Below are 26,377 nucleotides of genomic sequence, written 5' to 3'. Positions count from 1 at the left end.
ACGCAGCCGCTCATCCGGGTGCTCAATCGAGCTTCCACGCGCCCGTCGGAACCCTCCCCTCAACACGACCCGACCCCCGCGAATGTCCGACTCTGGGCAACGTCTAAAGTGGCGTGGTACGCGCGAGCCTTTACCGGGACTTCACACGGCTGAGGCTTGCTGGGATGTCTCTGTAGGGGTGTGCGTGACGGCCGTTGAATCCCGTCCAGCGGGGATGACCGGGACGGACCAGAGCCCGGCCCACCGGCCGCTCGGGGCCCGTGTCATGGCGTTCGTGGCTCTCACCAAGCCGCGGATCATCGAGCTGCTGCTGATCACCACGGTTCCGGTGATGTTCCTGGCGCAGCAGGGTGTGCCCGACCTGACGCTGGTGCTGCTGACGTGCGTCGGCGGTTACCTGTCGGCGGGCGGCGCCAACGCGCTCAACATGTACATCGACCGCGACATCGACGCGCTGATGGACCGCACCTCGCAGCGCCCGCTGGTCACCGGGATGGTCAGCCCGCGCGAGTGCCTGGCCTTCGGCATCACCCTGGCCGTGGTCTCCACGCTGCTGTTCGGCCTCGCGGTCAACTGGCTCTCGGCCTGGCTCTCCCTCGGCGCGCTCCTCTTCTACGTCGTCGTCTACACGATGATCCTCAAGCGTCGTACCTCGCAGAACATCGTCTGGGGCGGCATCGCCGGCTGCCTGCCCGTGCTGATCGGCTGGTCCTCGGTCACGAACTCCATGTCGTGGGCGCCGGTCATCCTGTTCCTCGTCATGTTCTTCTGGACGCCGCCGCACTACTGGCCGCTGTCCATGAAGGTGAAGGAGGACTACGCGCGCGTGGGCGTGCCGATGCTGCCGGTGGTCGCCTCCAACAAGGTGGTCGCCAAGCAGATCGTGATCTACAGCTGGGTCATGGTCGCCGTCTCCCTCCTGCTGACCCCGCTCGGCTACACGGGCTGGTTCTACACGGCGGTCGCCCTGCTGGCCGGCGGCTTCTGGCTGTGGGAGGCACACGGCCTGCAGAACCGCGCCAAGGCAGAGGTGACGGGCGCCAAGCTCAAGGAGATGCGCCTCTTCCACTGGTCGATCACCTACGTGTCGATCTTGTTCGTGGCCGTCGCGGTCGACCCGTTCCTGCGCTGACGTACGTCACAGGGCCCTGCCCTCGCCAGTGGATCTACTCGTGAGTAGCATCCTGGCCATGGCAGACACGCAGCAGGTTGACCCGAAGGCCGAGCGCAAGGTCGCCCGGCTCGCCAAGCAGATCTCCTCCTTCTCCAAGGACCACGGCGGCGCCGAGGGCCAGATCGCCTACCTCGGCGAACGCGGAGCCCGCATCGTCCTCGTCGGCGACGACGGCAACTGGGGCGACTTGGTGGCCCCCTCCTTCGAGATCGCCGAGCAGGCCGTGGAGAAGTCGGGCATCACCCGCCACGAGTCCTTCGACGGCGAATTCGCGGCGAAGGTGACGACGGGCCGCTACGAGTGGACGCGCATGGCCGGAATCCAGGTAGGCGGCCCCAAGAACGACTGACCTCAAGGGCGCGGGGAACTGCACGAGCGACCAAACGCGGCCCGCAGCCGCCGTACGTCACCGGCACCCCACCCCCGGACCGCGACCTCGAACCCGGTTCACCCGTTAGGACCCTTGAGAGCAACAGGGTCCACACCGGGAGGCCCGGATGATCGAAACGCCGTCCCTAGTAGACCAGTACTGCCACGGAGTACTCCGCACGGAACTGGGCCTCGGCACCTTCGAGGCCCACCTCTCCCGCACCGAGGGCCCACCCGCCCCCGGCACCACCCTCTTCGACACCCAGACCGGCTTCGCCGTGCGGCGCTGGTGCCCGCCCCTGCTCGGCCTGGAACCTCACTGCACCCCGGCCCACTACCTGGCCCGCCGCCGTGAACTCGGCGTCCTGGAGTCCGGCCGCCGCCTCCTGCGCGGCAGCGGCATCACGACGTACCTCGTCGACACCGGCCTGCCCGGCGACCTCACCGAGCCCCGCGAGCTGGCCTCCGCCGGCGCCGCCGAGGCCCATGAGATCGTGCGCCTGGAACTCCTCGCCGAGCAGGTCGCCGACACCTCCGGGACCGTGGAGTCCTTCCTCGCCAACCTCGCCGAGTCCGTGCACGCCGCCGCCGCGCACGCCGTCGCCTTCACCTCGGTCGCGGGTGTCCGGCACGGCCTCGCGCTCGCCCCCGAGCCGCCGGGGCCCGGCGAGGTGCGGGGGGCCGTGGGCCGCTGGCTCGCGGGGCGCGGGGTCGGCGGGGAGCTGAGCGACCCCGTGCTGCTGCGGCATCTGCTGTGGAGCGCCGTCGCCTCGGGCCGGCCGCTCCAGCTGCACGCGGGGCTCGGGGCGCCGGGCCTGCGCATCGACCGTACGGACCCGGTGCTGCTGACGGACTTCGTACGGGCCACGGCCGGGCTCGGCACGGACCTCGTCCTGCTGCACGGCTACCCGTACCACCGGCACGCCGCCCATCTCGCCGGCGTCTTCCCGCACATCTATGTCGACTGCGGCGCCGCCCTGGTCCGTACCGGCGCCCGGGCCGCGACCGTCCTCGCGGAGATCCTGGAGCTGGCCCCGTTCGGCAAGATCCTCTTCTCCAGCGGCGCCCAGGGACTGCCCGAACTGCACGTGGTGGCGGCCCGGCTGTTCCGCGAGGCACTCGGCCGGGTGCTCGGCACCTGGGTCGCCGAGGGCGCGTGGTCGCTGACCGACGCGCAGCGGGTGGCGGGGATGCTGGCGTCGGGGAACGCGCGCAGGGTGTACGGGCTGGATTAGGCCTTCGTCAGAGTGGCCTCGGCGGTCGGACCGGGCAGGTCCACGCCCGCCTCGGAGCGCTCCCGCAGCGACATCACCACCAGCAGCACCCAGATCCACATCACGGCCGAGCCGAACATGTGCAGGCCGACCAGGACCTCGGGCAGGTCCGTGAAGTACTGGACGTATCCGATGACGCCCTGCGCGAGCAGGATCAGGAACAGTTCGCGGGTGCGCTTCAGCGGGCCCTTCGGGGCGTCGACCGCCTTGAGGACGAACCACAGGGCGAACGTCAGCGTCACCACGATCCACGCCAGCACGGCGTGCAGCTTGCTCACCGTCTCCCAGTCGACCGGCATCCGCTCGACCTCGCTGGAGTCGCCCGCGTGCGGGCCCGCGCCGGTCACGACCGTGCCGATGAGGATGAGCAGGACGGCGGCCGCCGTCAGGCACCACACCAGCTGCCGCACGGCCTTGCCGACCAGCGGACGCGGCGCGGTGTCGCCCTCACGGGTGCGCTGCCACATCACCGTGGCCACCGCGATGAGCGCGGACGTCGCCACGAAGTGGGCCGCGACCGTGTACGGGTTGAGACCGACCAGCACCACGATGCCGCCGAGCACCGCGTTGCTCATCACGATCCAGAACTGCGCCCAGCCCAGCCGGACCAGGCCCCGCCGGTACGGCTTCTGCGAGCGCGCGGCGATGATCGCCCAGCCGACGGCCGCGCACAGCACGTACGTCAGCATGCGGTTGCCGAACTCGATGACGCCGTGGACGCCCATCTCGCTGGTGGCGGTGAGGGAGTTCTCGGTGCACTTGGGCCAGGTCGGGCAGCCCAGGCCCGAGCCGGTCAGCCGTACGGCACCGCCGGTGACCACGATGAGCACCGACATCACGACGGCGGACATGGCGGCCCGCTGGACGGTCCGGGGTTCCGGGGTCCAGCGTGCGGCGATGAAGGCGAGCGGGTTGCGCAGGGCGGCCTTGGCGTCGGCGCGGGTCACTTTTGGCACGCGACCCATCGTAGGGCGCTGCTTGTGCACGCTTTCACGAGGGTCCCTCATGGCCTTACTCCCAGCGGAAGAACCGTCCGGCCGCGGCCAGCCCGGCCACGGCCCAGACCGCCAGGATCCCCAGGTCGGCCCAGGGTGTCCCGGCGCCGTGCTGGAGCACGTCCCGCAGCCCGTCGGACAGCGCCGAGATGGGCAGCAGGCCGAGGACGTCCTGCGCGGCGGAGGGGAACTTGTCCAGCGGGACGACGACCCCGCCGCCGACGAGCAGCAGCAGGAACACCAGGTTGGCGGCGGCCAGCGTCGCCTCTGCCTTCAGCGTCCCGGCCATCAGCAGGCCGAGGCCCGAGAAGGCCGCCGTGCCGAGGATCAGGAGCAGCAGGACGGCGAACGGGTTTCCTTGCGGCGACCAGCCGAGCGCGAAGGCGATCACCGTCAGCAGGACCACCTGGAGCACCTCGGTGACCAGCACGGACAGTGTCTTCGCGGTCATCAGCCCCCAGCGCGGCAGAGGCGAGGAGGCCAGCCGCTTCAGCACGCCGTAGCGGCGCTCGAAGCCGGTCGCGATCGCCTGGCCGGTGAACGCCGTCGACATCACCGCGAGCGCGAGAACGCCGGGGGCGAGGAAGTCGACCGCCTCACCGGAGCCCGTGTCGACGATGTCCACAGTGCTGAAGAGGACGAGCAGCAGGGTCGGGATCACGACCGTCAGCAGCAGCTGCTCGCCGTTGCGCAGCAGCATCTTCGTCTCGAGCGCGGCCTGGGCCGCGATCATGCGGGACAGGGGCGCGGCCCCCGGCTTCGGCGCATAGGTGCCGGTGGCGGTCACGAGCGCAACTCCTTACCGGTCAGCTCCAGAAAGACGTCCTCCAGGGAGTGCCGCTCCACCGCGATCTTCTCCGGCATCACGCCGTGCTGGGCGCACCAGGAGGTGACCGTCGCCAGCAGCTGCGGGTCGATCTTGCCGACGACCCGGTAGGAACCCGGCGTCAGCTCGGCGGCCGAGGAGTCGGCGGGCAGGGCCTTGAGCAGCGAGCCCACGTCCAGACCGGGGCGGCCGGTGAAGCGGAGGGTGTTCTCGGCGCCGCCCTTGCACAGCTCCTCCGGGGAGCCCTGCGCGATGACCCGGCCCGCGTCGATGATCGCCACGTCGTCGGCGAGCTGCTCGGCCTCGTCCATGTAGTGGGTGGTGAGGATCACCGAGACGCCGTCGGCGCGCAGGTCCCGGACCAGGTCCCAGGTCGCGTGGCGGGCCTGCGGGTCGAGACCGGCGGTCGGCTCGTCCAGGAACACCAGCTCGGGGCGCCCGACCACGGCCATCGCCAGCGCGAGCCGCTGCTGCTGCCCGCCCGAAAGCCGCCGGTACGTCGTACGCCCGCAGGAGCCGAGCCCGAGGCGCTCGACGAGCGCGTCCACGTCCAGCGGATGAGCGTGCAGCTTGGCGACATGGCGAAGCATCTCGTCGGCCCTGGAGCCCGAGTACACACCGCCGGACTGGAGCATCACGCCGATGCGGGGCCGCAGCCGCCCGGACTGTCTCACCGGGTCGAGGCCCAGGACGCGCACCGTGCCGGCGTCCGGCTTCCGGTACCCCTCGCAGGTCTCGACCGTCGTCGTCTTGCCCGCCCCGTTGGGGCCGAGCACGGCGGTCACACCCTCCCGGGCCACCAGGTCGAGCCCGTCCACCGCGGTCTTCGGGCCGTACCGCTTCACCAGGGCCTGGACCTGGACCACGGGCTCACTTCGCATGGGTCCAGAGTCTAGGTACGCGGGGCCGGGCTCAGACCGGGGGGTGCGGGAACTCCTCCTCGCGGGGCCGGTGCACCGCCAGCCACCGTTCGGCGTAGGCCACCGCGTCCGCCACCGGGAACAGCCGGGCCTCGGCCGCCCCCACCTTCCCGCGTACGACGGGACGGTCCCGTTCGAAGTCGTAGCCCAGCTCGTCGAAGCGGTCCGAGCTGATCGACACCTCGGTCACGGTCTCCCAGCCATCGGGACCCGGTCGGCCCACGGCCACGCGCGGGGACGGTATCCGGTACTCGGCGAGGTGGAAGCTGGTGCAGGAGGCGTAGCCGGCACCGAGCAGCAGGACCCGGGCGCCGGTCGCCTCCAGCTTCGCGAGCGGGCTGCGCTCGCCGAGCCTGCAGTCGGGTGCGTGTCCCCCGGTCAGCTCCGCCGCGCGCGGCCCGACCGCCGCGAACGAGGTCTGCGGATGGGCGCTGCGCAGTGCGCCGGGCCAGGTCCGCACCGTCTCCGGGACGACGCCGACCCCGCGTGCGGGCGTGATCCGGGGGTCGTACGCGGGCATCGTGGCGCGAATGGCCGCCCACCATTCCGGGGGTACGGGCGGCTTGCGCCACAGGACGGGGTCGGAGAGGTCCCCGGTCTGGGTGGGGACCACCAGGGTGCCCTCCGGGCCGAGCGCGTCGAGCAGTCCCCGCACCACCGCGACGGCGCCGCCGTTGACCCAGCCGAGGGCGCTGAGCGAGGAGTGCACGAGGAGGGTCTCACCGGGCCGCACGCCCAGTTCGCCCAACTGCGTCCGCAGTGTGTCCCGGGTGACAAGAGGGCCGGTCGGAGGGGGTGTGGACATGGTTCCGGAGTGTCCCCGAAGGGGCTCCGGCATGCCACCGGTTTGATCGATCAATGATCGTTTCCGCAGGTCAGGTTAGCTTTACCTAAGTGACGCAAGGCACCGTCGAGTGAGCCGGACGCGGCTTGCCCGGTCCTGAAGAATTACGCAACAATGGCGTTGTGAAAAACGTCGGCGAGGCTCGGGAGGCTCCCATGGGTGCCCCACAGGAGGAGCTCGCGACCGGTGAGCGGTCCACCCGCAACCGTGTCGCGCGGTCCATCCTGGACCACGGCCCGTCGACCGTCGCCGAGCTCGCCGAGCGGCTGCGCCTCACCCATGCGGCCGTGCGCCGGCACCTCGATGCCCTCGCGGGCGACGGTGTCGTGGAAGCGCGCGAGCAGCGGGTCTACGGCGCGCGCACCCGGGGCCGCCCCGCCAAGGCCTTCGCCCTGACGGACTACGGCCGGGACGCCTTCGACCAGTCGTACGACAAGCTCGCGGCGGACGCGCTGCGCTGGATCGCCGACCGCGAGGGCGGCAACGAGGCGATCGCCGCCTTCGCCCGCGCCAGGATCGCCGCGCAGGCGGGCGCGTACCGCGCGGCGGTCGAGGCCGCGCCGCCCGAGAAGCGGACCGAAGCGCTGGCCAAGGCCCTGAGTGCGGACGGGTACGCTGCTACGGCGCGCAGCGCTCCCCACCCGCAGAAGGGTGAACAGCTCTGCCAGCACCACTGCCCGGTCGCCCACGTCGCCGAGCAGTTCCCCCAGTTGTGCGAGGCGGAGACGGAATTTTTCGCCGAGCTGCTCGGTACGCACGTACAGCGGCTCGCCACCATCGCGCACGGCGACGGCGTCTGCACGACGTTCATCCCCAAGATTTCCCACACGCACGTTCATAGTGACAACGCATCCGCAAGCACGGCCGGGAGGAACCCCGCATGACTCTCCCCACGGAGACTGCCCACCCTGAGCTCGAGGGCCTGGGCAAGTACGAATACGGCTGGGCCGACTCCGACACGGCCGGCGCCTCTGCCAAGCGCGGCATCAACGAGGACGTCGTCCGCGACATCTCGGACAAGAAGAGCGAGCCGGAGTGGATGACCAAGCTCCGTCTCAAGGGTCTGCGCCTGTTCGAGAAGAAGCCCATGCCGAACTGGGGCTCGGACCTGTCGGGCATCGACTTCGACAACATCAAGTACTTCGTTCGCTCCACGGAGAAGCAGGCGGAGTCCTGGGAGGACCTGCCCGAGGACATCAAGGCCACCTACGACAAGCTCGGCATCCCCGAGGCGGAGAAGCAGCGCCTCGTCGCCGGTGTCGCGGCCCAGTACGAGTCCGAGGTCGTCTACCACCAGATCCGCGAGGACCTGGAGGAGCAGGGCGTCATCTTCCTGGACACCGACACGGCTCTGAAGGAGCACCCGGAGCTCTTCAAGGAGTACTTCGGGACCGTCATCCCCGTCGGTGACAACAAGTTCGCGTCGCTGAACTCCGCCGTGTGGTCGGGCGGCTCCTTCATCTACGTGCCGCCGGGCGTCCACGTGGAGATCCCGCTCCAGGCCTACTTCCGGATCAACACGGAGAACATGGGCCAGTTCGAGCGGACCCTGATCATCGTCGACGAGGGTGCCTACGTGCACTACGTCGAGGGTTGTACGGCCCCGATCTACAAGTCGGACTCGCTGCACTCCGCGGTCGTCGAGATCATCGTCAAGAAGAACGCCCGCTGCCGCTACACGACCATCCAGAACTGGTCGAACAACGTCTACAACCTGGTCACCAAGCGTGCCGTGGCCTACGAGGGCGCGACCATGGAGTGGGTCGACGGCAACATCGGCTCCAAGGTGACGATGAAGTACCCGGCCGTCTACCTGATGGGCGAGCACGCCAAGGGCGAGACCCTGTCCATCGCCTTCGCCGGCGAGGGGCAGCACCAGGACGCGGGCGCCAAGATGGTCCACATGGCCCCGAACACGTCGTCCAACATCGTCTCGAAGTCCGTCGCGCGCGGCGGTGGCCGCACCTCCTACCGCGGTCTCATCGAGATCGGCGAGGGCGCCCCGGGCTCCAAGTCCAACGTGCTCTGTGACGCGCTGCTGGTCGACACCATCTCCCGCTCGGACACCTACCCCTACGTGGACGTCCGCGAGGACGACGTGTCCATGGGCCACGAGGCGACCGTCTCCAAGGTCTCCGAGGACCAGCTCTTCTACCTGATGAGCCGCGGTCTGTCGGAGGACGAGGCCATGGCGATGATCGTGCGCGGCTTCGTCGAGCCCATCGCCAAGGAGCTCCCCATGGAGTACGCGCTGGAGCTCAACCGGCTGATCGAGCTGCAGATGGAAGGCGCGGTCGGTTAATCCCACCGCAGTCCATCAAGCCCTTACGTAACGGAAAGCGAGCACTACGACAGCCATGGCTGAGGCCCAGAATTCCCCGGTGGGGTCCACCACCACCGGCTCGATCGCGGTGGCGGCCGAGTCGACCGTCGCCACCCGCATGAGCGCGCCCCCCTCCTTCGACGTGGCGGACTTCCCCGTCCCGCACGGCCGGGAGGAGGAGTGGCGGTTCACCCCGCTGGAGCGCCTGCGCGGTCTGCACGACGGCACCGCCGTGGCGAACGGCAACGGCGTGAAGGTCGACGTCCAGACCCCCGAGGGCGTCACCGTCGAGGCCGTCGGCCGTGACGACGCGCGGCTCCGCAAGGCGGGCACCCCGGTGGACCGGGTCGCCGCCCAGGCCTACTCCGCCTTCGAGAAGGCCTCGGTCGTGAGCGTCCCCAAGGAGACCGTCCTCACCGAGCCCATCCGTATCGCGGTGCACGGCGAGGGCGGGACCGCCTTCGGTCACCAGGTGATCGAGCTGGGCGCCTTCGCCGAGGCCGTCGTGGTCATCGACCACACCGGTGACGCGGTGCTCGCCGCCAACGTCGACTACCTCCTGGGCGACGGCGCCAAGCTGACCGTCGTCTCCGTCCAGGACTGGGACGAGAAGGCCGTCCACGTCGCGCAGCACAACGCGCTCGTCGGCCGCGACGCCTCCTTCAAGTCGGTCGTCGTCACCTTCGGCGGCGACGTCGTCCGGCTGCACCCGCGCGTCACGTACGCCGGCCCCGGCGGCGAGGCCGAGCTCTTCGGCCTGTACTTCACCGACCAGGGCCAGCACCAGGAGCACCGCCTCCTGGTCGACCACAACGTCCCGCACTGCAAGTCGAACGTCGTCTACAAGGGCGCGCTCCAGGGCGAGGCGGCGCACGCGGTGTGGATCGGCGACGTGCTCATCGAGGCCAAGGCCGAGGGCACCGACACGTACGAGATGAACCGCAACCTGGTCCTCACGGACGGCGCGCGCGTGGACTCCGTACCCAACCTCGAGATCGAGACCGGCGAGATCGTCGGCGCCGGCCACGCCTCGGCGACCGGCCGCTTCGACGACGAGCAGCTCTTCTACCTCATGGCCCGCGGCATCCCGGAGCACGAGGCCCGCCGCCTCGTGGTCCGCGGCTTCTTCGCCGAGCTGGTCCAGCAGATCGGCCTCCCGGACATCGAGGAACGCCTGATCGCCAAGATCGAGGAAGAGCTGGAGGCGTCGGTGGCATGAGCCTCGCATTCGTACGCGTCTGTGGCCTGAGCGAGCTGGAGGACGACACCCCGAAGCGGGTGGAACTCGACGGCACGCCCATGTCCATCGTGCAGACCGAGGGCGAGGTGTTCGCGGTGTACGACATCTGCTCGCACGCGAACGTCTCCCTGTCGGAGGGCGAGGTCGACGACTGTCACATCGAGTGCTGGCTGCACGGCTCGCGCTTCGACCTCCGTTCCGGCAAGCCCGACGCCCTTCCGGCGACGCGCCCCGTCCCCGTATACCCCGTAAAGATCGAAGGGGACGACGTGCTCGTCTCCCTCACCCAGGAGTCCTGAGGCACCCATGGCAACGCTTGAAATCCGAGACCTGCACGTCACCGTCGAGGCCGACAACGCCACGAAGGAGATCCTCAAGGGCGTCGACCTCACCGTGAAGCAGGGCGAGACGCACGCCATCATGGGCCCGAACGGCTCCGGCAAGTCGACCCTCGCCTACTCCCTCGCGGGTCACCCGAAGTACACGATCACCGGCGGCACCGTCACCCTCGACGGCGAGGACGTCCTGGAGATGTCCGTCGACGAGCGGGCCCGCGCCGGCCTCTTCCTCGCCATGCAGTACCCGGTCGAGGTCCCCGGCGTTTCCGTCTCCAACTTCCTGCGCACCTCCGCCACCGCCATCCGCGGCGAGGCCCCCAAGCTGCGCACCTGGGTGAAGGAGGTCAAGGAGGCCATGCAGCGCCTCAACATCGACCCCGCCTTCGCCGAGCGCAACGTCAACGAGGGCTTCTCCGGCGGTGAGAAGAAGCGCCACGAGATCCTCCAGCTGGAGCTGCTCAAGCCGAAGGTCGCGGTCCTCGACGAGACCGACTCCGGCCTGGACGTCGACGCCCTGCGCGTGGTGTCCGAGGGCGTCAACCGCGTCCGTGAGACGGGCGAGGTCGGCACCCTGCTGATCACCCACTACACGCGCATCCTCCGCTACATCAAGCCCGACCACGTGCACGTCTTCTCTGGCGGCCGCATCGTCGAGTCCGGCGGCGCCGAGCTCGCCGACAAGCTGGAGAACGAGGGCTACGAGGCTTACACGAAGGGTGGCGCATCCGCGTGACATTGCTGCCGGGCCTCCTCGACACAGAGGCGATCCGCAAGGACTTCCCCATCCTGGACCGCCAGGTCCACGAAGGCCGGAAGCTCGTGTACCTGGACAACGCGGCGACCAGCCAGAAGCCGCGCCAGGTGCTGGACGCCCTGAGCGAGTACTACGAGCGCTACAACGCCAACGTCCACCGCGGTGTGCATGTGCTCGCCGAGGAGGCCACGGCGCTGTACGAGGGCGCGCGCGACAAGGTCGCGGAGTTCATCAACGCGCCCTCGCGCAACGAGGTGATCTTCACCAAGAACGCCTCGGAGTCGCTCAACCTCGTGGCGAACATGCTGGGCTGGGCCGACGAGCCCTACCGCGTGGACTCCGAGACCGAGATCGTCATCACGGAGATGGAGCACCACTCCAACATCGTGCCGTGGCAGCTGCTCGCGCAGCGCACGGGCGCGAAGCTGAAGTGGTTCGGCCTCACCGACGACGGCCGCCTCGACCTGTCCAACATCGAGCAGGTCATCACGGAGAAGACGAAGATCGTCTCCTTTGTGCTGGTCTCCAACATCCTGGGCACCCAGAACCCGGTCGAGGCGATCGTGCGCCGCGCCCAGGAGGTCGGTGCGCTGGTGTGCGTCGACGCCTCCCAGGCCGCGCCGCACATGCCGCTGGACGTACAGGCCCTGCAGGCCGACTTCGTGGCCTTCACCGGCCACAAGATGTGCGGCCCGACCGGCATCGGCGTCCTGTGGGGACGGCAGGAACTCCTGGAGGACCTGCCCCCGTTCCTCGGCGGCGGCGAGATGATCGAGACGGTGTCGATGCACTCCTCGACCTACGCCCCGGCGCCCCACAAGTTCGAGGCGGGCACGCCCCCGATCGCCCAGGCGGTCGGGCTCGGCGCGGCGATCGACTATCTCAACTCGATCGGCATGGACAAGATCTTCGCCCACGAGCACGCGCTCACCGAGTACGCGGTGAAGCGGCTCCTGGAGGTGCCCGACCTGAGGATCATCGGCCCCACCACGGCCGAGGAGCGGGGCGCGGCGATCTCCTTCACCCTCGGGGACATCCACCCGCACGACGTGGGCCAGGTCCTCGACGAGCAGGGCATCGCGGTCCGGGTCGGCCACCACTGCGCGCGGCCGGTCTGCCTGCGCTACGGAATTCCCGCGACCACGCGAGCGTCGTTCTATCTGTACTCCACGCCGGCTGAGATCGACGCACTCGTCGACGGCCTGGAGCACGTACGGAACTTCTTCGGCTGAGAGGCGTGCGGAAACCGTGAAGCTGGATTCGATGTACCAGGAAGTCATCCTGGACCACTACAAGAACCCGCACGGGCGTGGTCTGAGGGATGGCGACGCCGAGGTGCACCACGTGAACCCGACGTGCGGCGACGAGATCACGCTCCGTGTGAAGTACGAGGGCACGACGATCAAGGACGTCTCGTACGAGGGCCAGGGCTGTTCGATCAGCCAGGCGAGCGCGTCCGTACTGAACGAACTCCTCGTCGGCAAGGACCTCTCCGAGGGGCGGAAGATCCAGGAGACCTTCCTGGAGCTGATGCAGTCCAAGGGGAAGCTCGAGCCCGACGACGTGATGGAGGACATCCTGGAGGACGCGGTCGCGTTCGCCGGGGTGTCCAAATACCCGGCTCGGGTCAAGTGCGCCCTGTTGAGCTGGATGGCCTGGAAGGACGCTACGGCCCAGGCCCTGGGCGAGCCCGACGCCGAAAGGAAGACGACGGCATGAGTGAGACCATCGAGATGAAGCCGGCCTCGGAGGACGAGGTCCGCGAGGCCCTGTACGACGTCGTCGACCCCGAGCTGGGCATCGACGTCGTCAACCTCGGGCTGATCTACGGCATTCACATCGACGACGCGAACATCGCGACGATCGACATGACCCTGACGTCGGCGGCCTGCCCGCTCACCGACGTCATCGAGGACCAGGCGAAGTCCGCCACGGACGGCATCGTGAACGAACTGCGCATCAACTGGGTCTGGATGCCCCCGTGGGGCCCCGACAAGATCACGGACGACGGCCGGGAGCAGCTTCGGGCTCTCGGGTTCAACGTCTGAGATCCACGCATGACGAAGGGGCGGCACCCTCCCGGGGTGCCGCCCCTTCGTCATGCTCAGTCCAGCCCGGCCACCAGCCGGAACGACGCGTCCGCACGGTACTGGCTGTCGTGCTGGTACGGGTCGAGGCGGAGCTGGAAGCTGCGGTGGCGCAGGAAGCGGCCCGGGTAGTTCACCGACTCGAGCATGACCGCGCCCGAGGGGTACACCGGTCGGGGACAGAAGGTGGCGTCCTGGCGGAAGAGGGCCGAACCGTCGTCGCTGTTCTTGACCAGGACGAAGCTGCGGTGGCGGAGGTAGCGGCCGTCCGCGGTGGTGAAGGAGTAGCAGGAGGAGTCGGCGAGCCCGGTGACGCGCCGGAACGTGGCGTCCTCACGCTGCTCGGGGCCGGAGCCGATCGAGTCCAGGCGCACATAGCCGTCGCGCACACGCCAGTAGCGGTCGGGGTAGTTGACCGAGCGTATGGATATCCCGTGGGGCTTCGGAGGCTTCGGAGGCTTCGGGGCCGGTGAAGTCCGGTGGGACGCCGGGGGCTTCGGCGCCTTCGGGCGGGGCTTCGCGGAGGCGCTCGGGCTGGCGGGTGCGCTCGTCGTGGGAGTGGGGGACGGGCGTCCGCGCTCCTTGCCGGGCGGGTGCGTGCTGTTCTTGGAGGGTGTCGCGAAGGAGATCAGGCCGCCAGGGGCCGAGTTGCCGAGTGTCGTCGGCTCCGCCGACTCGGGTGTCGGTTCGCCGGACTGACTGTCCATCACGGCGATCGCCGTCACACACGCGGTGACCGTGGCGAGGGCGAGGGCGCCCGCCAGCCAGAGCCTTCGCGTTCCCGGTGCCCGGGTGGTGTCCGGGGCCCAGCCGCTCTCCCACGGACGGTCCTGTGGCGGCCGGGACTTGTCTTTTGTCATGCGCTTGTTCCTCCATCGGGCACCCTTGACGGCGGCGCAGTTGTGGTGGCCCGGTGCGTGATCGGTGACACCGTAGTGGACGTGCGGGATCACTGGAGGCGTTATGTGAGAGCGGTTTCCGTCCTGTGATGTGTACGGCCGTACAGATGGTGTGTACGCTCGTACACATGGGTTATCTGCTACTGACCGCGGCCATCGCCGCCGAAGTGGGTGCGACCACTGCCATGAAGTACAGCGACGGCTTCAGCAGGCTCGGGCCCTCGCTGATCACACTCCTCGGATACGTCGTCTCCTTCGCGCTGCTCGCGCAGACGCTGAAGACCGTCTCCGTCGGCTCGGCCTACGCCATCTGGTCCGGCGTCGGTACCGCGGCCATCGCCACCATCGGGATCCTGTTCCTGGGGAGGGCATGACCACGGCCAAGGCCGCCGGTATCGCGCTGATCATCGTCGGGGTCGTGGTGCTGAATTTGGGAGGCGGTCACTGATGCCTCGGCGCTACGACCCCGAGCGGCGGCAGCGGATCATCGACGCGGCGATCCGGGTCGTCGGGGCGAAGGGCATCGCGGGGCTGAGCCACCGCAGTGCCGCCGCCGAGGCCGATGTGCCGCTCGGCTCCACGACCTACCACTTCAAGACTCTCGACGAACTGATGGTCGCGGCGCTGCGGCAGGCCAACGAGGGGTTCGCCAAGGTGGTCGCCGCGCGCGGCGGACTGGAGGATCCGCGAACCGACCTCGCGGACGAACTCGCCGGGTGGATGGGCGAGTGGCTCGCGGGCGACCGCACCGGCGTCGAGCTGGAGTACGAGCTGTATCTGGCCGCCCTGCGGCGACCCGCCCTGCGCCCCGTCGCCTCCGAGTGCACCGAGGGACTGGCCGAGGTGCTGTCCCGGCGCACGGATCCGGTCACCGCGCGGGCGCTCGTGGCGCTCATCGACGGCATCTGCCTTCAGGTGCTGCTGACGGGTGTGCCGTACGACGAGGCGTATGCGCGGGAGGTGCTGGGACGGGTCGTCGCGGGGGCGGGCGAGTGAGACCGGTGACGGGTCCGCCGCCGCGCGTCGCCGACCAGCACGGGAGACGTACCGCCCGGCACGTGAGACGGCCCCGTACCGGTTCGCATCGATCGCCGTCCGCCGGTTAGGTTGCCCTCATGACCGACACGACTGCTCCTCGCACCACCGGCGCCGTGGCCGCCGGCCTCGCCACGATCGCCGCCGACGGCACCGTCCTCGACACCTGGTTCCCCGCACCCGAGCTGGCCGGCGAGCCCGGCCCGTCCGGCACCGAGCGGCTGTCCGCCGAGCGTGCCGCGGAGCTGCTCGGCGGCGGCGCGACCGCCGCCGTCGGCCCCGACGCCCGCCGGGGCGTCGAGGTGGTCGCGGTCCGTACGGTCATCGCCTCGCTCGACGAGAAGCCGGTCGACGCGCACGACGTCTATCTGCGCCTGCACCTGCTCTCGCACCGTCTGGTGAAGCCGCACGGCCAGAGCCTCGACGGCATCTTCGGCCACCTCGCGAACGTCGCCTGGACCTCGCTGGGCCCGGTCGCCGTCGACGACCTGGAGAAGGTCCGCCTGAACGCGCGCGCCGAGGGCCTGCACCTGCAGGTGACGAGCGTCGACAAGTTCCCGCGCATGACGGACTACGTGGCCCCAAGGGCGTCCGCATCGCCGACGCCGACCGGGTCCGCCTCGGTGCGCACCTCTCCGAGGGCACCACCGTCATGCACGAGGGCTTCGTCAACTTCAACGCCGGCACGCTCGGCACGTCGATGGTCGAGGGCCGTATCTCCGCGGGCGTCCTGATCGGCGACGGCTCGGACATCGGCGGCGGCGCCTCCACCATGGGCACGCTGTCCGGTGGCGGCAACGTCATCATCTCCATCGGCGAGCGCTGCCTGATCGGCGCCGAGGCGGGCGTGGGCATCGCCCTCGGCGACGAGTGCGTCGTCGAGGCCGGCCTCTACGTCACCGCCGGCACCCGCGTCACCATGCCCGACGGCCAGATCGTCAAGGCCCGCGAGCTGTCCGGTGCCTCCAACATCCTGTTCCGCCGCAACTCGGTCACCGGCACGGTCGAGGCCCGGCCGAACAACGCGGTGTGGGGCGGGCTGAACGAGATCCTGCACAGCCACAACTGATCGGCGTCGGTCATCGCCGAGCGCCCTCCCAGGCCCGTGGACGGCTGGGAGGGCGTTCGTGTGTTCACGGGCGTTCCGCCGCCTTGACCTCAAGCAAAGTCGAGGTCCTAGCCTGCCGGGCAAGTGATCGATATCTGAGGGCAGGAGCGGGCGGCGATGATTCTTGTGACCGGTGCGACCGGGAACATCGGAAGGGCTCTGCTGGGGGAGTTGGGCCTGGGGGGTTCCGTGGCCGTGCGGGCGCTGGCGCGGGATGCGGGGCGGGTCTCGTTTCCCGAGGGGGTCGAAGTCGTCGAAGGTGATCTCGCGCGGGCGGATTCCCTGAAGGGCGCGCTAAGGGGGATACGTTCGCTGTTCCTGCTGTCGGGGATGGGAGCCGAAGGAGAGGTTCTCGCGGCTGCCCGGCAGGCGGGTGTGGAGCATGTGGTGCTCGTGTCGTCGATCACCGTGCAGACCCATCCGCACCTGCCCGCGGCGGGCGAGAAACTGGCCGTCGAGCGGTCGCTCAAGGACAGCGGCATGGCTTGGACGATTCTGCGGCCGACGCAGTTCGCCTCGAACACTCTGTGGTGGGCGCAGTCGATCCGTGCGGAGGGCGTGGTCCGGGCGCCGTATGCGGACGTCGGGCTTCCCGCCGTGCATCCCGCGGACATCGCCGCTGTCGCCCGAGTGGCGCTGACCGAGCCGGGGCATCGAGGGCGGACGTACGCACTGACCGGGCCGGTACGCGTCACCGTCCGGCAGCAGGTCGCGGCCGTGGCGGCGGCTCTGGGGCGGGCGGTGACCCTCGTCGAGATCAGCCCGGAGGAGGCGCATCGGCAGATGGCGTCCTTCCTGGGGGACGAGACCGCGCACGCGGTGCTCGATCTCCTGGGCGGGGACGTCAACGACGAGTTGCTGACGGTGCGCGACACGGTTGCCCAGGTCACCGGTTCCCCGGCCAGGTCGTTCCGGCAGTGGGCAGCGGAGAACGGCGACGCCTTCCGCTGAGCCGGGACGCATACGGACGCATGAGCGGGCGTGACCTCGTGACGGGCCAGGCAGATGAACCGGTGGGCGCAGAGTCCGATCTGACGTCCAACCGATGAAACGAGGACCGGGGCATGAGGAACGAGCGGGAGCGGGTTGTGGCGCGTCGTCTGGCCGGGGTGGTCGCGGTACTGACGGTGTGCTGGCTTCCGGCGGGGGCCGCGCACGCCGACGAGACCAACACGAACTCGCACAACGGCCACCGGTTCGGTCTGGTCAACGTCAGCACCGGGCAGGTCGACGACCCGGCGGAGGACGTGCTGGAGCACACGCTGCTGTTCGGCGACGGGTATGCCTGGAACTGAGCCGGCAGCGCGACTGCGGGGTGGGGTGCCGGGGTTCGTGTCGCACGTGGGTGCGGTGCGGACCCCGACCTGTTGGCGGGGCAGAGCCCACCCTCGGGGCTGGTCAGGTGGTGGTCAGGGTCCTGTGGAGCGACAGGAGTTCGTCGGTCCTGGCGCGGTCGGCGGGGCGTAGGGGAGCGCGGACCGGGCCCGCCGGGAGGTTCAGTGCGGTGAGGAGTGCCTTCGTGGTGACGGTGCCCGGCAGGCCTGCCGACATGATCGCCTCGATCAGGGGGGTGGCTCGCTGCTGGAGGCGGGCCGCGAGTGTGGTGTCGCCGGCGTCGAACGCGTCCAGGACCGCCCGTAGGTGGCCCGGGATCACGTTCGCGACCGTGCTGACGTAGCCCGTGCCGCCTACGGCGTACAGCGCCAGATTGTGCTCGTCGCAGCCCGCGTAGTACGCCAGGTCCGTGCGGGCCAGTACCTTCTGGGCGCCCAGGAAGTCGTACGAGCAGTCCTTGACCGCGACGATCCGGGGGTGCTCGGCGAGGCGCAGGATCGTCTCGGGTTCGACGCGGGTGCCGGTGCGGATCGGGATGTCGTAGAGCATGAGCGGGAGTTCGGTGGCGTCCGCGATCTCGCGGAAGTGCGCCTCGATCGCGTCCTGAGGGGGTCTGCTGTAGTACGGCGGGATCACCAACAGGCCGTCCGCGCCCGCCTTCTCGGCCTCCCGGGCCAGGTCGGCGGTGTGCCTCGTGTCGGCGGTGCCGATGCCCGCGACGATCGACGCGCTGTCGCGCACGGCTTCTCGGACGGCGGTGATCAGGGCGGACTTCTCTGCGTCCGTGGTGGTGGGGGATTCGCCGGTCGTGCCGGAGAGCACGAGGCCGTCGCAGCCGTGTGCGATGAGGTGGGTGGCGAGGTGCTGGGCTCCGTCGAGGTCCAGGGTTCCCGTCTCGGTGAACGGGGTGATCATGGCGCAGAGGGTGCGACCGAACGGTGTCGTCGTCATGTCAGTAGTGTCGGCGCCATGATTGTGTAGCTCCACTTAAATTTACTACCAGGTATTGGTCAGATTTGCTTCGAGGTTGTGTGAGGGTGGTGGGGGTACTCGGGGGTTCCTACTTCGAGAGAGGAGGCGGAACGCTGTGACCGAGACCATGGAACGTCGGGTCGTGCACGACGAGCACCACTCCGTGGGGGAGCTCGTCGGACAGGCCGCGGAGCAGCTCTCCCTGCTCGTGCGGCAGGAAGTGGCTCTCGCCAAGGAGGAGCTGGCCGAGAAGGGCCGGCGTGCGGGGCGTGGTGGTGGGCTGCTCGGTGCGGCGGGGGCGGTCGCCTACGCCGGGTTCCTCGCGCTGGCCGGGACGGGGATCGCCGCCCTCTCGCTGGTGCTGTCCGTGTGGGCTGCGGCGCTCATCGTGACGGGGGTGCTGTTCGTCATCGCGGCCGTGCTGGGTGTGGTCGGCCGAGGACAGTTGCGTCGGGCCACGCCTCCCACGCCTGAGGAGGCTCTTGGCAGCGTGAAGGCGGACGTGGAGGAGATCAGGGAAAGGGCGCATCGATGACGGACGCGACGGGCGGGGCCAAGGGGCCCGATGAGCTGCGGCGGCAGATCGAGCGGACTCGGAGTGAACTCGGCAACACCGTGGAGGAGTTGGCGGGGAAGGCGGATGTGAAGGGGCGGGCGCGGGCGCGGGCGGCTGATCTCCGGGACAAGGCCGGGGCGATGACCGTGCAGCTGCGCAGCAGTGCGGTGGAGGCTGGGCACACGGTGCAGGGCAGGGCGACGCATGCGGGGCCCCAGCCGGTGCGGAGCGCTGTTCAGGCCGGGTTGCGGCATCCGCGGCCGGTGCTGGTGGTGGGGGCGGCCGCGGGCGCCGTGGTGGCTGTCGGGGTGTTGCGGCGGAGGCATCACGGGCGTCGGTGATCGACGGGTGCCCGCGGCGGCCTGGGGGCTTCGGTGGGGGTGCGCGTAGCGCCTGTGCCGTGGTGGTGGGTCGGGGCCGCGCCGCGGGGTGTCCGTTTTTCGGAACGTCGCGATGGCGTTGGGCGCCGACTGACTGTTCGTTGACGCGACAACCGCTGCGGGCGGACACCCCCCGACACGTCCCCTTGCGTCGTCCGGCGGGTGCGGGCGCGTCGCCCCCGCTGCGGGCATGCGTGCCCGCTCCGCCGGGCTGCGGAAAACCCTCGCTTGACCTCAAGCTTGGTTGAGATTGAAAGGTGGGGTGCGCAGGCATTCGGCGAAGTGTGACTGGAGTGTTCAATGAGCCGTCGGACCGAGCAGCACCCTGATCTCACCGACCCGCGTATCGGTGCTCCCCTCTTCAGTACCTGGCGCGTGGGGACGCCCGAGCGGCAGGGGCGGACCGTGGAGGCGATCGGGCGTACCTGGGAGCGGCGGCCCTGGCCCGCTGACGGGCTGCTGGGGTATCACGTCTATGCCGGGCATGACGGGTCCACGCTGATGCACCACTCGCAGTGGAGCGCTGAGCAGGCTTTCGAGGCGTTTGTGAAGACGCATCGGCAGGAGCGGGTCGACGAGATCGACACCGCCGTGCCGGGGATCGAGCGTGTGGGGCTCGGGCGGTACCGGCGGTATCGCAGCCGGGAGCGGGCCGTCGGGGACGTGCGGGTACCGGGGTTGATCGTCACCGTGCGGATCGACTTCGAGGAAGGGGCCGGTGCGCGGCGGGAGGACTGGGTCGACCTGGTGGTGAAAGCCGTGGGGGACGATCCGGAGGCGCACGCCGGGCTGATCTCCGCTCACTTCCATCTGAGTACCGATGGCGGGCATGTGCTGAATTACGCCGAGTGGGAGAGCGACCAGGCCTATGACGACGCCTTGGCCGCGCCCGGGACAGACGCGTGGGAGCGGGTACGGACGTATCCGGGGATGAAGGGGACGAGCGGGAGCCGGTACCGGCATGCTCTGGGGCTCGTGCCCGGCTGAGTGCTGTGAGGTGGGGCCGGCTGAACCATTCGTTCAGCCGGCCCTTGTGGGTTACGGGCGGAAGCGCAGGACCTGGGGGTCGTGGTCGCTGATCTGGTCGTTGAACTCCGCGTTGATGTGCACGCTGTCGTACTCGAAGTCGCAGTCGCGGCGGATCGACGGGCTGATCAGGATCTGGTCGAGGACCTGGCTGTTGCCCTGGTAGACGTACGAGTAACGCTCGCTGCGGGGGAGCGACTTGATCGCCGACCAGAGTTCGCCGCGGCCCTCCAGGAGCTTCGCGGTCTTCGAGAACTCGAAGTCGTTGATGTCGCCCAGAGTGACGACGTCCGCGTTCTTCTGGGTGTCGAGGATGTCCTTGACGAAGGCGTTCACCAGGGTGGCCTGCTGGTGGCGCTGGGTCTCGGAGCTGCGGGACGGCGGCTGGTACTGGGAGGTCAGGCCCTGGTCACCGCCCTTGGAGTTGAAGTGGTTGGCGATCACGAAGACCGTACGGCCGCGGAAGGCGAACTCTCCGGCCAGCGGCTTGCGGCTGTTCTTCCAGGCCTCGTCGGCGGGGGCGACGCGGCCGGGGCTGAGCGTGAGCCGCGCCTTGCCGCGGACCTTCGTCACGTCGGTGGCCGTCGTGGCGTCGCCGCCCGCGCGGTCGGTGAAGGAGACCCGCTCCGGGTTGAACAGGAACGCCTGGCGGATGTTGCCGCCCGGCTCACCGCCGTCCGTGTTGTTGGCCGGGTCGATCGAGCGCCAGTCGTACTTCGGGCCGCCGGCCGACACGATCGCGTCGATCAGCTTGGTCAGGGTCTGGTCGGCGGCGACCGTGCCGTCGTTCGTGGCGCCGTTGTTGTCCTGGATCTCCTCCAGGGACACGATGTCCGGCGACTCGAGGTTCTTCACGATCGCGGCGGCGTGGGCGGCGAAGGTGTTGTCGGACGGGTCGAGGTTCTCGACGTTGTACGTCGCGACCGACAGTTCGCCGCCGCGCTGCTTGCGGGTCGTCTCGCGCTTGAGGTCACCGGTCTTGAGCGTGCCGAGCTCGCTCGCCACCAGGGTGTAGCCGCCGAACTGGTTGTAGTCGAGCGGGCCCGCCGTCGTGCCGGTGAGGGTGTCGCCGACGTTCGCCTTCGGGAAGTCCGCCGTCGAGCCGAGGGACTGGATCTGCAGGCGGCCGGTGTTCTGGGCGTCGTAGGCGCCGTAGACCGTGCCGCCGTGGCGGTTGCGGTTCTCGTGCGACTTCACCGTCACCCAGAGTTCGGTGTACGGGTCGGTGGCGCCGACGACCCGGGTGTCGGAGACGCGGACGGCCATGCCCTCGAGCGCCTCGTAGTAATCCAGGGCGTACTTCGAGGGCTTGAGCGGGAGGGCGTTGATCGAGCCGTTCGCGGTCGGGTCGCCGGGGGGCGCGTAGGCGGCGGGGACCGACCGGGCGGTGATCGTGGTGGCGGCGGGGAGCTTGTTGCCGCTGGAGAGGACCGTGAACGACGGCTTGGTGATCTCCGTCAGCGACTGGTTGCCGGAGGTGGCGCCGCCGGGGACGTACTCCGAGACTGTGCCGCTGACCGTGACGGAGTCACCGACGGCGACCCCCTTCGGCGCCGAGCTGGTGAAGACGAAGACGCCCTCGCTGGTCGCCGGGTCGGCGTCCGGGTTCGGGTCCTGGATCCAGAAGCCGCGCGAGGAACCGTACGTCCGGATGCCGGTGACGATTCCGGCCACGTCCGTTACCTGCTTCCCGGCGTACGGGGAGGTCCGGGTGCTGCCCTGGACGTCGTGGACGCGGACCGAGTCCGCGTGCGCGGGGGTGGTGAGGACGATCGTGGATGCCGCGGAGCACACGGCGGCGACGGTGAGCGCGGCGAGACGCGCGGACGACTTGCTCGGCAAGGGGTTTCCCTCCGGGGACGTGACAGAGCGCCGGGACGAGGGTGGTGCGTGGGCTGTCCGCCGCTGCCTGTGGGGCGGCGGGGCGGTGTGACGCGCGTAGCGGGCGGTGGACGGGCGGGGTGGGGCCGACCCGGTGAACAACTGTCCGCCGACTTCTACGCGCGTCAATCTCCAGCCTGCTCATGTCACTTGTCAAGGTTTCGGCCATGTACGGCGACTGACGGGGAGATGAAGCAGGCGGCATGGGTGGAAATCCGTCTAGGCTGAGCGGCTGAGTCGTAAGAGGCGCCCTAGGAGAAACAGCCGATGTCAGACAGCTCCCCCCTGCCGCCGGTGCGGCTGACTTCCGAAGCGGAGCTGGCGCGTGCCGCACTGTCCACGCCGTTGCTGTCCCGGGCCGCCCGGCTCGCCCGCTGGGCCGGGCCGGACACCCGCGTCGACGCCGGGGGAGGGCTCGTCGACGAGCAGCTGCCCGCGGCGGCCGAGACGCTCGGGCTGAGCGGGGACGATGCCGCCGCCGACGCCAGTGAGGCGTGGCGGGTGGCCGTGGACGCCGGGCTCGTCGAGGTCGTCGACGAGGAGGAGGGCACCGTCCGCGCGGGCGAGGACCTGGCCCTGCTCACCGGCGGTTCGCCGCAGGACGTGCTCGCCCTGTGGCTCGCGGCCCTGGAGACGGTGCTCGCCGACGCGAGTGTGCCCGACCTGGAGGGGCTCGCGGACCTCGTCGACGAGGACGGCGAACTCGACCTCTCCGCCCTCGACTGGGACCCCGAGTCCGAGGCCGAGTTCCTCGACGGTGTGCTCGGCAACCTCTATCTGCTGACCGTCGGCGAGGACACGCCCGGCGAGGCGCCGGTGCCGCTGCCCGCGCTGGCCGCGTCGGTGATCGTGCCCAGCGACATGGGCGAGCCCACCAACGACGTCCTGGAGCAGGTGTCCGACGCGATGATGCGGCTGGACGACCAGTTCCGGATGCTGGAGCCGGTGGGGCTCGTGGAGTACCAGCCGGTGGACGAAGCGCTCATGGCCGATGCCGACGAGGAGCCCGCGGCGCCCGTCGACGACACCGACGTCTCCCGGTACGGCATGGTCCGCCTCACCCCGCTCGGGCTGTACGGGATGCGTGCCCGGCTGCTGGAGGCCGGGCTCGAGGCGCCGGCCGTCGGGGACCTCGCGGACAAGGGGGCCGACGCGCTGCTCGACGGCACGGCGGCGTTCCCGCCGGCCGCGGCGCAGGCCGAGACCGAGCAGTGGCTGGCCCGCCGTGACTCCCTCGCCTCCGCGCGGGAGTTGCTGGCGGCGGCGCGGGGTTCGGATGCCGGGGCGCCGCTGCGGCGCTTGCGGTGCCAGCAGGCCTTGTCGCTCGTCGGTGCTTCGGCTGAGCCGGCCTTGCGGGAAGTGCTTGACGATGCCGAGCTGGGCGGGCTCGCGCGGGTGTGGCTGACCGAGCACGGGGCGGCGGATGTGCCCGCGCCGTCCGAGGCGATGGTGTATTGGCTGACCATCGACACGGTGGCCGCGCAGCTTGCCGCGGAAGGGAACTCCGAGGAGTTGCGGGCGCTGGTTCAGGGGCTCGCTCAGCAGCACAGTGGGTTCTTCGCGGCTGTGTGGCGGGTGGATCATCCGGCTGTGGCTGATGTGCTGGAGGCGATGGGGCGGCTGCATCCCGACAAGAAGGTCGCGAAGGAAGCACGAAAGGCTGCATTCAAGGCGCGGTCGCAACAGGGTGGTTGATCTTGCATTGCGGGTGCGGCGCCGTCTCGGCTTGTCGCGCCCACGCGGCGGAGCCGCATAACAGAACAGCCCCGCGCCCCTGAGGTGTTGTTCAACCGGCGTTCATGGATGAGCGGCACGGTGTCGCCGAATGAGGTCCGCCACCCTCCACGGCATACTCACCGTCACAGGAGACACCATGTCGCTCACCCGCAGGGACTTCGCCAGAACCTCCGCGATCACCGGTGCCGGTGTCGCGCTGGCGGGCAGTGTCGGCGCCCTCGCCACCGCACCGAACGCGCTGGCGTCCTACGACACCGACGCCGACAGCGCGGGGGACGCGTCCGCGGACTCCCGGCACGGGGTCGGCTACGGCCCGCTTGTCCCGGACCCCGAGGGCATCCTCGCCCTGCCCGCCGGCTTCACGTACCGGATCCTCACCTACAGCGGGAAGACGAAGCTGGAGTCCGGTGAGTTCACGCCGTCCAACCACGACGGCACCGCCACCTTCGACGGACCCCGTGGCACCACCCTGCTCGTCAACAACCACGAGCTGAAGGGCCCGCGCGCCAACTGGGAGCACCCGGTGCCGCTCACCGAGGGCCTCGTCTACGACCCGGCCGCCGCCGGTGGCTGCACGGTCGTCGAGGTGCGCCCCGACGGACGCGTCGCCGAGTGGGTGGGCATCGCCGGCACCTCCACCAACTGCGCCGGCGGCAGCACCCCCTGGGGCACCTGGCTCACCTGTGAGGAGAATTCCGACAAGGCCGGTGTCAACGGCATGACCAAGGACCACGGTTATGTGTTCGAGGTCGACCCGTGCGACCGGCGCGCCAATCGCAGCCCCAAGCCCCTGAAGTTCTTCGGCCGCTACGACCACGAGGCCGTCGTCATCGACCCCAGGCGCGGCCACGCCTACCTCACCGAGGACGCCTCCGACCCCAACGGCCTCTTCTTCCGCTGGACCCCGCCCAGGGGCTTCGAGTACGGCCCCGGGAAGTTCCGCAGGCTCGCCGACGACGCCGGTGTCCTCCAGGCGCCCAAGTGCTTCGACTCCGGCGGCACGTTCGTCGACGACCTGTCCCGGGCCACCAAGATCGGCACCGTGTACGGCGTCGACTGGGTGGACGTACCGGACCGCGACGCCCGCACCACCCCCGTGCGCAAGCAGTTCAAGGACGACCAGGTCACCCGCGCCCGCAAGCTGGAGGGCATGTGGTGGGGCGACGGCGGTGCCTACATCGTCTCCTCGTACGCCCGTGAGGAGAGCCCCGTCCAGCACGACGGGCAGGTCTGGTTCTACGACCCCAAGCGCCGGACGCTGACGCTGAAGGTCTTGCTCGGAGTGAACCCCGACCCCTCCAAGGACGGCGCCTTCGACGGCCCCGACAACATCACCGTCTCCCCGTACGGCGGCCTCGTCATCGCCGAGGACGGGGAAGGGGTGCAGCATCTGTTCGGGGCCACCGACAGCGGACGTACGTACCCGATCGCCCGCAACGAGCTGAGCACTGGCACCGACGAGGAGCCGGAGTACAGCGAGTTCACCGGTGTCACCTTCTCTCCCGACGGCCGGACGCTGTACGCCAACATTCAGACGCCGGGCATCATGCTGGCCATCACCGGTCCCTGGAAGCGGCAGCGGCGGTAAGGCTTCGGTCCCTCTACTTGTCCACCCCCAGGCTGACATCTAACATTTCAGTTCATGGAGACCATCCGGCCCGTGCCCCGGACCCTGCTCAGGGACCGGGCGTACGCGGCGATCCGGGACGCCATCGTGGCCGGGGAGATCGAACCCGGTGCGGTGGTGCGGGACGCCGAGCTCGCGGAGCGGCTCGGGCTGTCCCGGGCGCCGGTGCGGGAGGCGTTCTCCCGGCTGGTGGACGAGGGGCTGCTGGAGAGCAAGCCTCAGAGCTACACGCGGGTGACGCCGCTCGTGGCCTCCGACGTGCGGGACGCCGCCGCCGTGGTCGGCGCCATGCACGAGCTGGTGACACGGGTCGCCGTGTCCCGGCTGAAGGCCGTGGACATCAAGGTGATGCGCGCGGCCAACGAGCGGTTCGCCGCCGCCGTCGGCACCGGAGACGTGGACGCGGCCCTGCGTGCCGACGACGCGCTGCACGGGGTCCTGGTCCGGGTGAGCGGCAATCGCGCGGCCGCCGCGACCGTCGCCCGCTACACCCCGCTCATCCGCCGTCTGGAGCGACGGCGCTTCGGGCAGGGCGGCAGCTGCCGTTCGGCCGGGCTGCACGAGCGGCTGATCGAGGCCTGTGCGGCCGGTGACGTGGCCGAGGCGGTCCGCGTCACGGCGGAGATCTGGCGGGGGCTCGAAGAACTCGCCGACTGAGACCGACGCCCGATCCCGGG

At 69.9% G+C, this 26,377-nt stretch carries 27 protein-coding genes and 2 pseudogenes; 22 read left to right on the top strand and 7 right to left on the bottom strand.

Going from position 1 to position 26,377, the window contains the following annotated elements:
* The first annotated feature begins 214 nt into the window (after nt 1–214).
* From ACQEV8_RS10530 to ACQEV8_RS10520, 3 genes are all read left to right on the top strand, one after another.
* Nucleotides 215–1,132 (top strand): heme o synthase, encoded by a 918-nt coding sequence (locus ACQEV8_RS10530; RefSeq protein WP_432959270.1) that lies wholly within the window; start codon nt 215–217, stop codon nt 1,130–1,132.
* A gap of 58 nt (nt 1,133–1,190) precedes the next feature.
* On the top strand, nt 1,191–1,523 hold the full coding sequence (locus tag ACQEV8_RS10525; RefSeq protein ID WP_432959268.1) for a hypothetical protein: 333 nt from the start codon (nt 1,191–1,193) through the stop codon (nt 1,521–1,523).
* A gap of 148 nt (nt 1,524–1,671) precedes the next feature.
* On the top strand, nt 1,672–2,778 hold the full coding sequence (locus ACQEV8_RS10520; protein WP_432959266.1) for an amidohydrolase family protein: 1,107 nt from the start codon (nt 1,672–1,674) through the stop codon (nt 2,776–2,778).
* Here the strand turns inward: ACQEV8_RS10520 and ACQEV8_RS10515 are convergent.
* From ACQEV8_RS10515 to ACQEV8_RS10500, 4 genes are read right to left on the bottom strand one after another with little or no spacing between them, the layout of a single operon-like run.
* On the bottom strand, nt 2,775–3,824 hold the full coding sequence (locus ACQEV8_RS10515) for a COX15/CtaA family protein (RefSeq protein ID WP_432959264.1): 1,050 nt from the start codon (nt 3,822–3,824) through the stop codon (nt 2,775–2,777). The genes ACQEV8_RS10520 and ACQEV8_RS10515 overlap by 4 nt on opposite strands.
* A 4-nt stretch (nt 3,825–3,828) precedes the next feature.
* Entirely contained in the window at nt 3,829–4,545 is a 717-nt protein-coding gene (locus tag ACQEV8_RS10510; protein WP_432972589.1) for an ABC transporter permease, read from the bottom strand.
* A gap of 50 nt (nt 4,546–4,595) precedes the next feature.
* A complete protein-coding gene (locus ACQEV8_RS10505; RefSeq protein WP_432959262.1) occupies nt 4,596–5,519 on the bottom strand; it encodes an ABC transporter ATP-binding protein in 924 nt (307 codons plus the stop codon).
* 31 nt (nt 5,520–5,550) lie between these two features.
* Entirely contained in the window at nt 5,551–6,363 is an 813-nt protein-coding gene (locus ACQEV8_RS10500; RefSeq protein ID WP_432959260.1) for an aminoglycoside N(3)-acetyltransferase, read from the bottom strand.
* Nucleotides 6,364–6,524: 161 nt separating this feature from the next.
* Between ACQEV8_RS10500 and ACQEV8_RS10495 the strand changes: the two genes are divergently transcribed.
* The 8 genes from ACQEV8_RS10495 to ACQEV8_RS10460 are packed head-to-tail and all read left to right on the top strand — an operon-like array spanning nt 6,525 to nt 13,105.
* Nucleotides 6,525–7,286 (top strand): helix-turn-helix transcriptional regulator, encoded by a 762-nt coding sequence (locus ACQEV8_RS10495; protein ID WP_432959258.1) that lies wholly within the window; start codon nt 6,525–6,527, stop codon nt 7,284–7,286.
* Nucleotides 7,283–8,704 carry a Fe-S cluster assembly protein SufB gene (sufB, locus tag ACQEV8_RS10490; protein WP_053670664.1) on the top strand — a complete coding sequence of 474 codons (1,422 nt, stop codon included), beginning with the start codon at nt 7,283–7,285 and terminating at the stop codon, nt 8,702–8,704. Before ACQEV8_RS10495 ends, sufB begins: the two co-directional genes overlap by 4 nt.
* A gap of 55 nt (nt 8,705–8,759) precedes the next feature.
* On the top strand, nt 8,760–9,944 hold the full coding sequence (gene sufD, locus ACQEV8_RS10485; protein ID WP_432959257.1) for a Fe-S cluster assembly protein SufD: 1,185 nt from the start codon (nt 8,760–8,762) through the stop codon (nt 9,942–9,944).
* Nucleotides 9,941–10,264: a non-heme iron oxygenase ferredoxin subunit gene (locus ACQEV8_RS10480; protein ID WP_189731059.1), complete on the top strand. Its 324-nt coding sequence runs from the start codon at nt 9,941–9,943 to the stop codon at nt 10,262–10,264. Before sufD ends, ACQEV8_RS10480 begins: the two co-directional genes overlap by 4 nt.
* Before the next feature lie 7 nt (nt 10,265–10,271).
* Nucleotides 10,272–11,036 carry a Fe-S cluster assembly ATPase SufC gene (gene sufC, locus ACQEV8_RS10475; RefSeq protein WP_215122217.1) on the top strand — a complete coding sequence of 255 codons (765 nt, stop codon included), beginning with the start codon at nt 10,272–10,274 and terminating at the stop codon, nt 11,034–11,036.
* Nucleotides 11,033–12,289, top strand: coding sequence for a cysteine desulfurase (locus ACQEV8_RS10470; protein WP_432959255.1), 1,257 nt, complete (start codon nt 11,033–11,035; stop codon nt 12,287–12,289). The genes sufC and ACQEV8_RS10470 overlap by 4 nt, the downstream gene beginning before the upstream one ends.
* Before the next feature lie 16 nt (nt 12,290–12,305).
* Nucleotides 12,306–12,776, top strand: a complete 471-nt coding sequence (sufU, locus tag ACQEV8_RS10465) for a Fe-S cluster assembly sulfur transfer protein SufU (RefSeq protein WP_432959253.1) — start codon at nt 12,306–12,308, stop codon at nt 12,774–12,776.
* Nucleotides 12,773–13,105, top strand: coding sequence for a metal-sulfur cluster assembly factor (locus ACQEV8_RS10460; RefSeq protein WP_184596910.1), 333 nt, complete (start codon nt 12,773–12,775; stop codon nt 13,103–13,105). The genes sufU and ACQEV8_RS10460 overlap by 4 nt, the downstream gene beginning before the upstream one ends.
* Before the next feature lie 56 nt (nt 13,106–13,161).
* Here ACQEV8_RS10460 and ACQEV8_RS10455 read toward each other — a convergent pair whose 3' ends face one another.
* Entirely contained in the window at nt 13,162–14,004 is an 843-nt protein-coding gene (locus ACQEV8_RS10455; RefSeq protein ID WP_432959251.1) for an AbfB domain-containing protein, read from the bottom strand.
* A gap of 167 nt (nt 14,005–14,171) precedes the next feature.
* Here ACQEV8_RS10455 and ACQEV8_RS10450 point away from each other — a divergent pair.
* The 5 genes and pseudogenes from ACQEV8_RS10450 (at nt 14,172) to ACQEV8_RS10430 (ending at nt 17,481) form a co-directional block, all read left to right on the top strand.
* Nucleotides 14,172–14,491: pseudogene (locus ACQEV8_RS10450) on the top strand (DMT family transporter).
* The gene (locus tag ACQEV8_RS10445; RefSeq protein ID WP_432959249.1) at nt 14,491–15,039 is read left to right on the top strand and encodes a TetR/AcrR family transcriptional regulator; all 549 of its coding nucleotides are present in this window, start codon (nt 14,491–14,493) and stop codon (nt 15,037–15,039) included. Before ACQEV8_RS10450 ends, ACQEV8_RS10445 begins: the two are co-directional and overlap by 1 nt.
* A 119-nt stretch (nt 15,040–15,158) precedes the next feature.
* A pseudogene (gene dapD, locus ACQEV8_RS10440) lies at nt 15,159–16,147 on the top strand (2,3,4,5-tetrahydropyridine-2,6-dicarboxylate N-succinyltransferase).
* 156 nt (nt 16,148–16,303) lie between these two features.
* Nucleotides 16,304–17,137: an NAD(P)H-binding protein gene (locus tag ACQEV8_RS10435; protein ID WP_432959248.1), complete on the top strand. Its 834-nt coding sequence runs from the start codon at nt 16,304–16,306 to the stop codon at nt 17,135–17,137.
* A 113-nt stretch (nt 17,138–17,250) separates the two neighbouring features.
* Entirely contained in the window at nt 17,251–17,481 is a 231-nt protein-coding gene (locus tag ACQEV8_RS10430; RefSeq protein ID WP_432959246.1) for a hypothetical protein, read from the top strand.
* 103 nt (nt 17,482–17,584) lie between these two features.
* On the opposite strand, the gene dapA is transcribed toward ACQEV8_RS10430, so the two are convergent.
* The gene (gene dapA / locus ACQEV8_RS10425; RefSeq protein ID WP_432959245.1) at nt 17,585–18,472 is read right to left on the bottom strand and encodes a 4-hydroxy-tetrahydrodipicolinate synthase; all 888 of its coding nucleotides are present in this window, start codon (nt 18,470–18,472) and stop codon (nt 17,585–17,587) included.
* 148 nt (nt 18,473–18,620) lie between these two features.
* Here dapA and ACQEV8_RS10420 point away from each other — a divergent pair, with 148 nt between their 5' ends.
* The 3 genes from ACQEV8_RS10420 (at nt 18,621) to ACQEV8_RS10410 (ending at nt 20,416) form a co-directional block, all read left to right on the top strand.
* On the top strand, nt 18,621–19,028 hold the full coding sequence (locus ACQEV8_RS10420; protein WP_432972586.1) for a phage holin family protein: 408 nt from the start codon (nt 18,621–18,623) through the stop codon (nt 19,026–19,028).
* Nucleotides 19,025–19,390, top strand: a complete 366-nt coding sequence (locus ACQEV8_RS10415; protein WP_432959243.1) for a DUF3618 domain-containing protein — start codon at nt 19,025–19,027, stop codon at nt 19,388–19,390. Before ACQEV8_RS10420 ends, ACQEV8_RS10415 begins: the two co-directional genes overlap by 4 nt.
* A 339-nt stretch (nt 19,391–19,729) precedes the next feature.
* On the top strand, nt 19,730–20,416 hold the full coding sequence (locus ACQEV8_RS10410) for an antibiotic biosynthesis monooxygenase (RefSeq protein WP_432959242.1): 687 nt from the start codon (nt 19,730–19,732) through the stop codon (nt 20,414–20,416).
* 51 nt (nt 20,417–20,467) lie between these two features.
* Here ACQEV8_RS10410 and ACQEV8_RS10405 read toward each other — a convergent pair whose 3' ends face one another.
* Complete coding sequence (locus tag ACQEV8_RS10405) at nt 20,468–22,297, bottom strand: endonuclease/exonuclease/phosphatase family protein (RefSeq protein WP_432959240.1); 1,830 nt, start codon at nt 22,295–22,297, stop codon at nt 20,468–20,470.
* 306 nt (nt 22,298–22,603) lie between these two features.
* Between ACQEV8_RS10405 and ACQEV8_RS10400 the strand changes: the two genes are divergently transcribed.
* The 3 genes from ACQEV8_RS10400 (at nt 22,604) to ACQEV8_RS10390 (ending at nt 26,357) form a co-directional block, all read left to right on the top strand.
* The gene (locus ACQEV8_RS10400; protein ID WP_432959238.1) at nt 22,604–24,031 is read left to right on the top strand and encodes a hypothetical protein; all 1,428 of its coding nucleotides are present in this window, start codon (nt 22,604–22,606) and stop codon (nt 24,029–24,031) included.
* 178 nt (nt 24,032–24,209) lie between these two features.
* A complete protein-coding gene (locus tag ACQEV8_RS10395) occupies nt 24,210–25,661 on the top strand; it encodes an alkaline phosphatase PhoX (RefSeq protein WP_432959236.1) in 1,452 nt (483 codons plus the stop codon).
* A 54-nt stretch (nt 25,662–25,715) separates the two neighbouring features.
* A complete protein-coding gene (locus tag ACQEV8_RS10390; RefSeq protein ID WP_432959234.1) occupies nt 25,716–26,357 on the top strand; it encodes a GntR family transcriptional regulator in 642 nt (213 codons plus the stop codon).
* Nucleotides 26,358–26,377: the final 20 nt, after the last annotated feature.

Source organism: Streptomyces sp. CA-179760, assembly GCF_050937045.1.
In the GTDB taxonomy this organism is placed as follows: Bacteria; Actinomycetota; Actinomycetes; order Streptomycetales; family Streptomycetaceae; genus Streptomyces.
This window is presented reverse-complemented; position numbering and strand designations above follow the sequence as displayed.

What these genes read in the sequence shown, in the direction of transcription:
- ACQEV8_RS10460 (WP_184596910.1), top strand. Translation starts at nt 12,773, where the DNA reads ATGAGTGAGACCATCGAGATGAAGCCGGCCTCGGAGGACGAGGTCCGC.
- ACQEV8_RS10525 (WP_432959268.1), top strand. Translation starts at nt 1,191, where the DNA reads ATGGCAGACACGCAGCAGGTTGACCCGAAGGCCGAGCGCAAGGTCGCC.
- ACQEV8_RS10400 (WP_432959238.1), top strand. Translation starts at nt 22,604, where the DNA reads ATGTCAGACAGCTCCCCCCTGCCGCCGGTGCGGCTGACTTCCGAAGCG.
- ACQEV8_RS10420 (WP_432972586.1), top strand. Translation starts at nt 18,621, where the DNA reads ATGGAACGTCGGGTCGTGCACGACGAGCACCACTCCGTGGGGGAGCTC.
- ACQEV8_RS10435 (WP_432959248.1), top strand. Translation starts at nt 16,304, where the DNA reads ATGATTCTTGTGACCGGTGCGACCGGGAACATCGGAAGGGCTCTGCTG.
- ACQEV8_RS10395 (WP_432959236.1), top strand. Translation starts at nt 24,210, where the DNA reads ATGTCGCTCACCCGCAGGGACTTCGCCAGAACCTCCGCGATCACCGGT.
- ACQEV8_RS10445 (WP_432959249.1), top strand. Translation starts at nt 14,491, where the DNA reads ATGCCTCGGCGCTACGACCCCGAGCGGCGGCAGCGGATCATCGACGCG.
- ACQEV8_RS10455 (WP_432959251.1), bottom strand. Translation starts at nt 14,004, where the DNA reads ATGACAAAAGACAAGTCCCGGCCGCCACAGGACCGTCCGTGGGAGAGC.
- ACQEV8_RS10500 (WP_432959260.1), bottom strand. Translation starts at nt 6,363, where the DNA reads ATGTCCACACCCCCTCCGACCGGCCCTCTTGTCACCCGGGACACACTG.
- sufD (WP_432959257.1), top strand. Translation starts at nt 8,760, where the DNA reads ATGGCTGAGGCCCAGAATTCCCCGGTGGGGTCCACCACCACCGGCTCG.
- ACQEV8_RS10505 (WP_432959262.1), bottom strand. Translation starts at nt 5,519, where the DNA reads ATGCGAAGTGAGCCCGTGGTCCAGGTCCAGGCCCTGGTGAAGCGGTAC.
- ACQEV8_RS10515 (WP_432959264.1), bottom strand. Translation starts at nt 3,824, where the DNA reads ATGAGGGACCCTCGTGAAAGCGTGCACAAGCAGCGCCCTACGATGGGT.
- ACQEV8_RS10480 (WP_189731059.1), top strand. Translation starts at nt 9,941, where the DNA reads ATGAGCCTCGCATTCGTACGCGTCTGTGGCCTGAGCGAGCTGGAGGAC.
- ACQEV8_RS10430 (WP_432959246.1), top strand. Translation starts at nt 17,251, where the DNA reads ATGAGGAACGAGCGGGAGCGGGTTGTGGCGCGTCGTCTGGCCGGGGTG.
- dapA (WP_432959245.1), bottom strand. Translation starts at nt 18,472, where the DNA reads ATGACGACGACACCGTTCGGTCGCACCCTCTGCGCCATGATCACCCCG.
- sufC (WP_215122217.1), top strand. Translation starts at nt 10,272, where the DNA reads ATGGCAACGCTTGAAATCCGAGACCTGCACGTCACCGTCGAGGCCGAC.
- ACQEV8_RS10510 (WP_432972589.1), bottom strand. Translation starts at nt 4,545, where the DNA reads ATGATCGCGGCCCAGGCCGCGCTCGAGACGAAGATGCTGCTGCGCAAC.
- ACQEV8_RS10415 (WP_432959243.1), top strand. Translation starts at nt 19,025, where the DNA reads ATGACGGACGCGACGGGCGGGGCCAAGGGGCCCGATGAGCTGCGGCGG.
- ACQEV8_RS10410 (WP_432959242.1), top strand. Translation starts at nt 19,730, where the DNA reads ATGAGCCGTCGGACCGAGCAGCACCCTGATCTCACCGACCCGCGTATC.
- ACQEV8_RS10530 (WP_432959270.1), top strand. Translation starts at nt 215, where the DNA reads ATGACCGGGACGGACCAGAGCCCGGCCCACCGGCCGCTCGGGGCCCGT.
- ACQEV8_RS10520 (WP_432959266.1), top strand. Translation starts at nt 1,672, where the DNA reads ATGATCGAAACGCCGTCCCTAGTAGACCAGTACTGCCACGGAGTACTC.
- ACQEV8_RS10390 (WP_432959234.1), top strand. Translation starts at nt 25,716, where the DNA reads ATGGAGACCATCCGGCCCGTGCCCCGGACCCTGCTCAGGGACCGGGCG.
- sufB (WP_053670664.1), top strand. Translation starts at nt 7,283, where the DNA reads ATGACTCTCCCCACGGAGACTGCCCACCCTGAGCTCGAGGGCCTGGGC.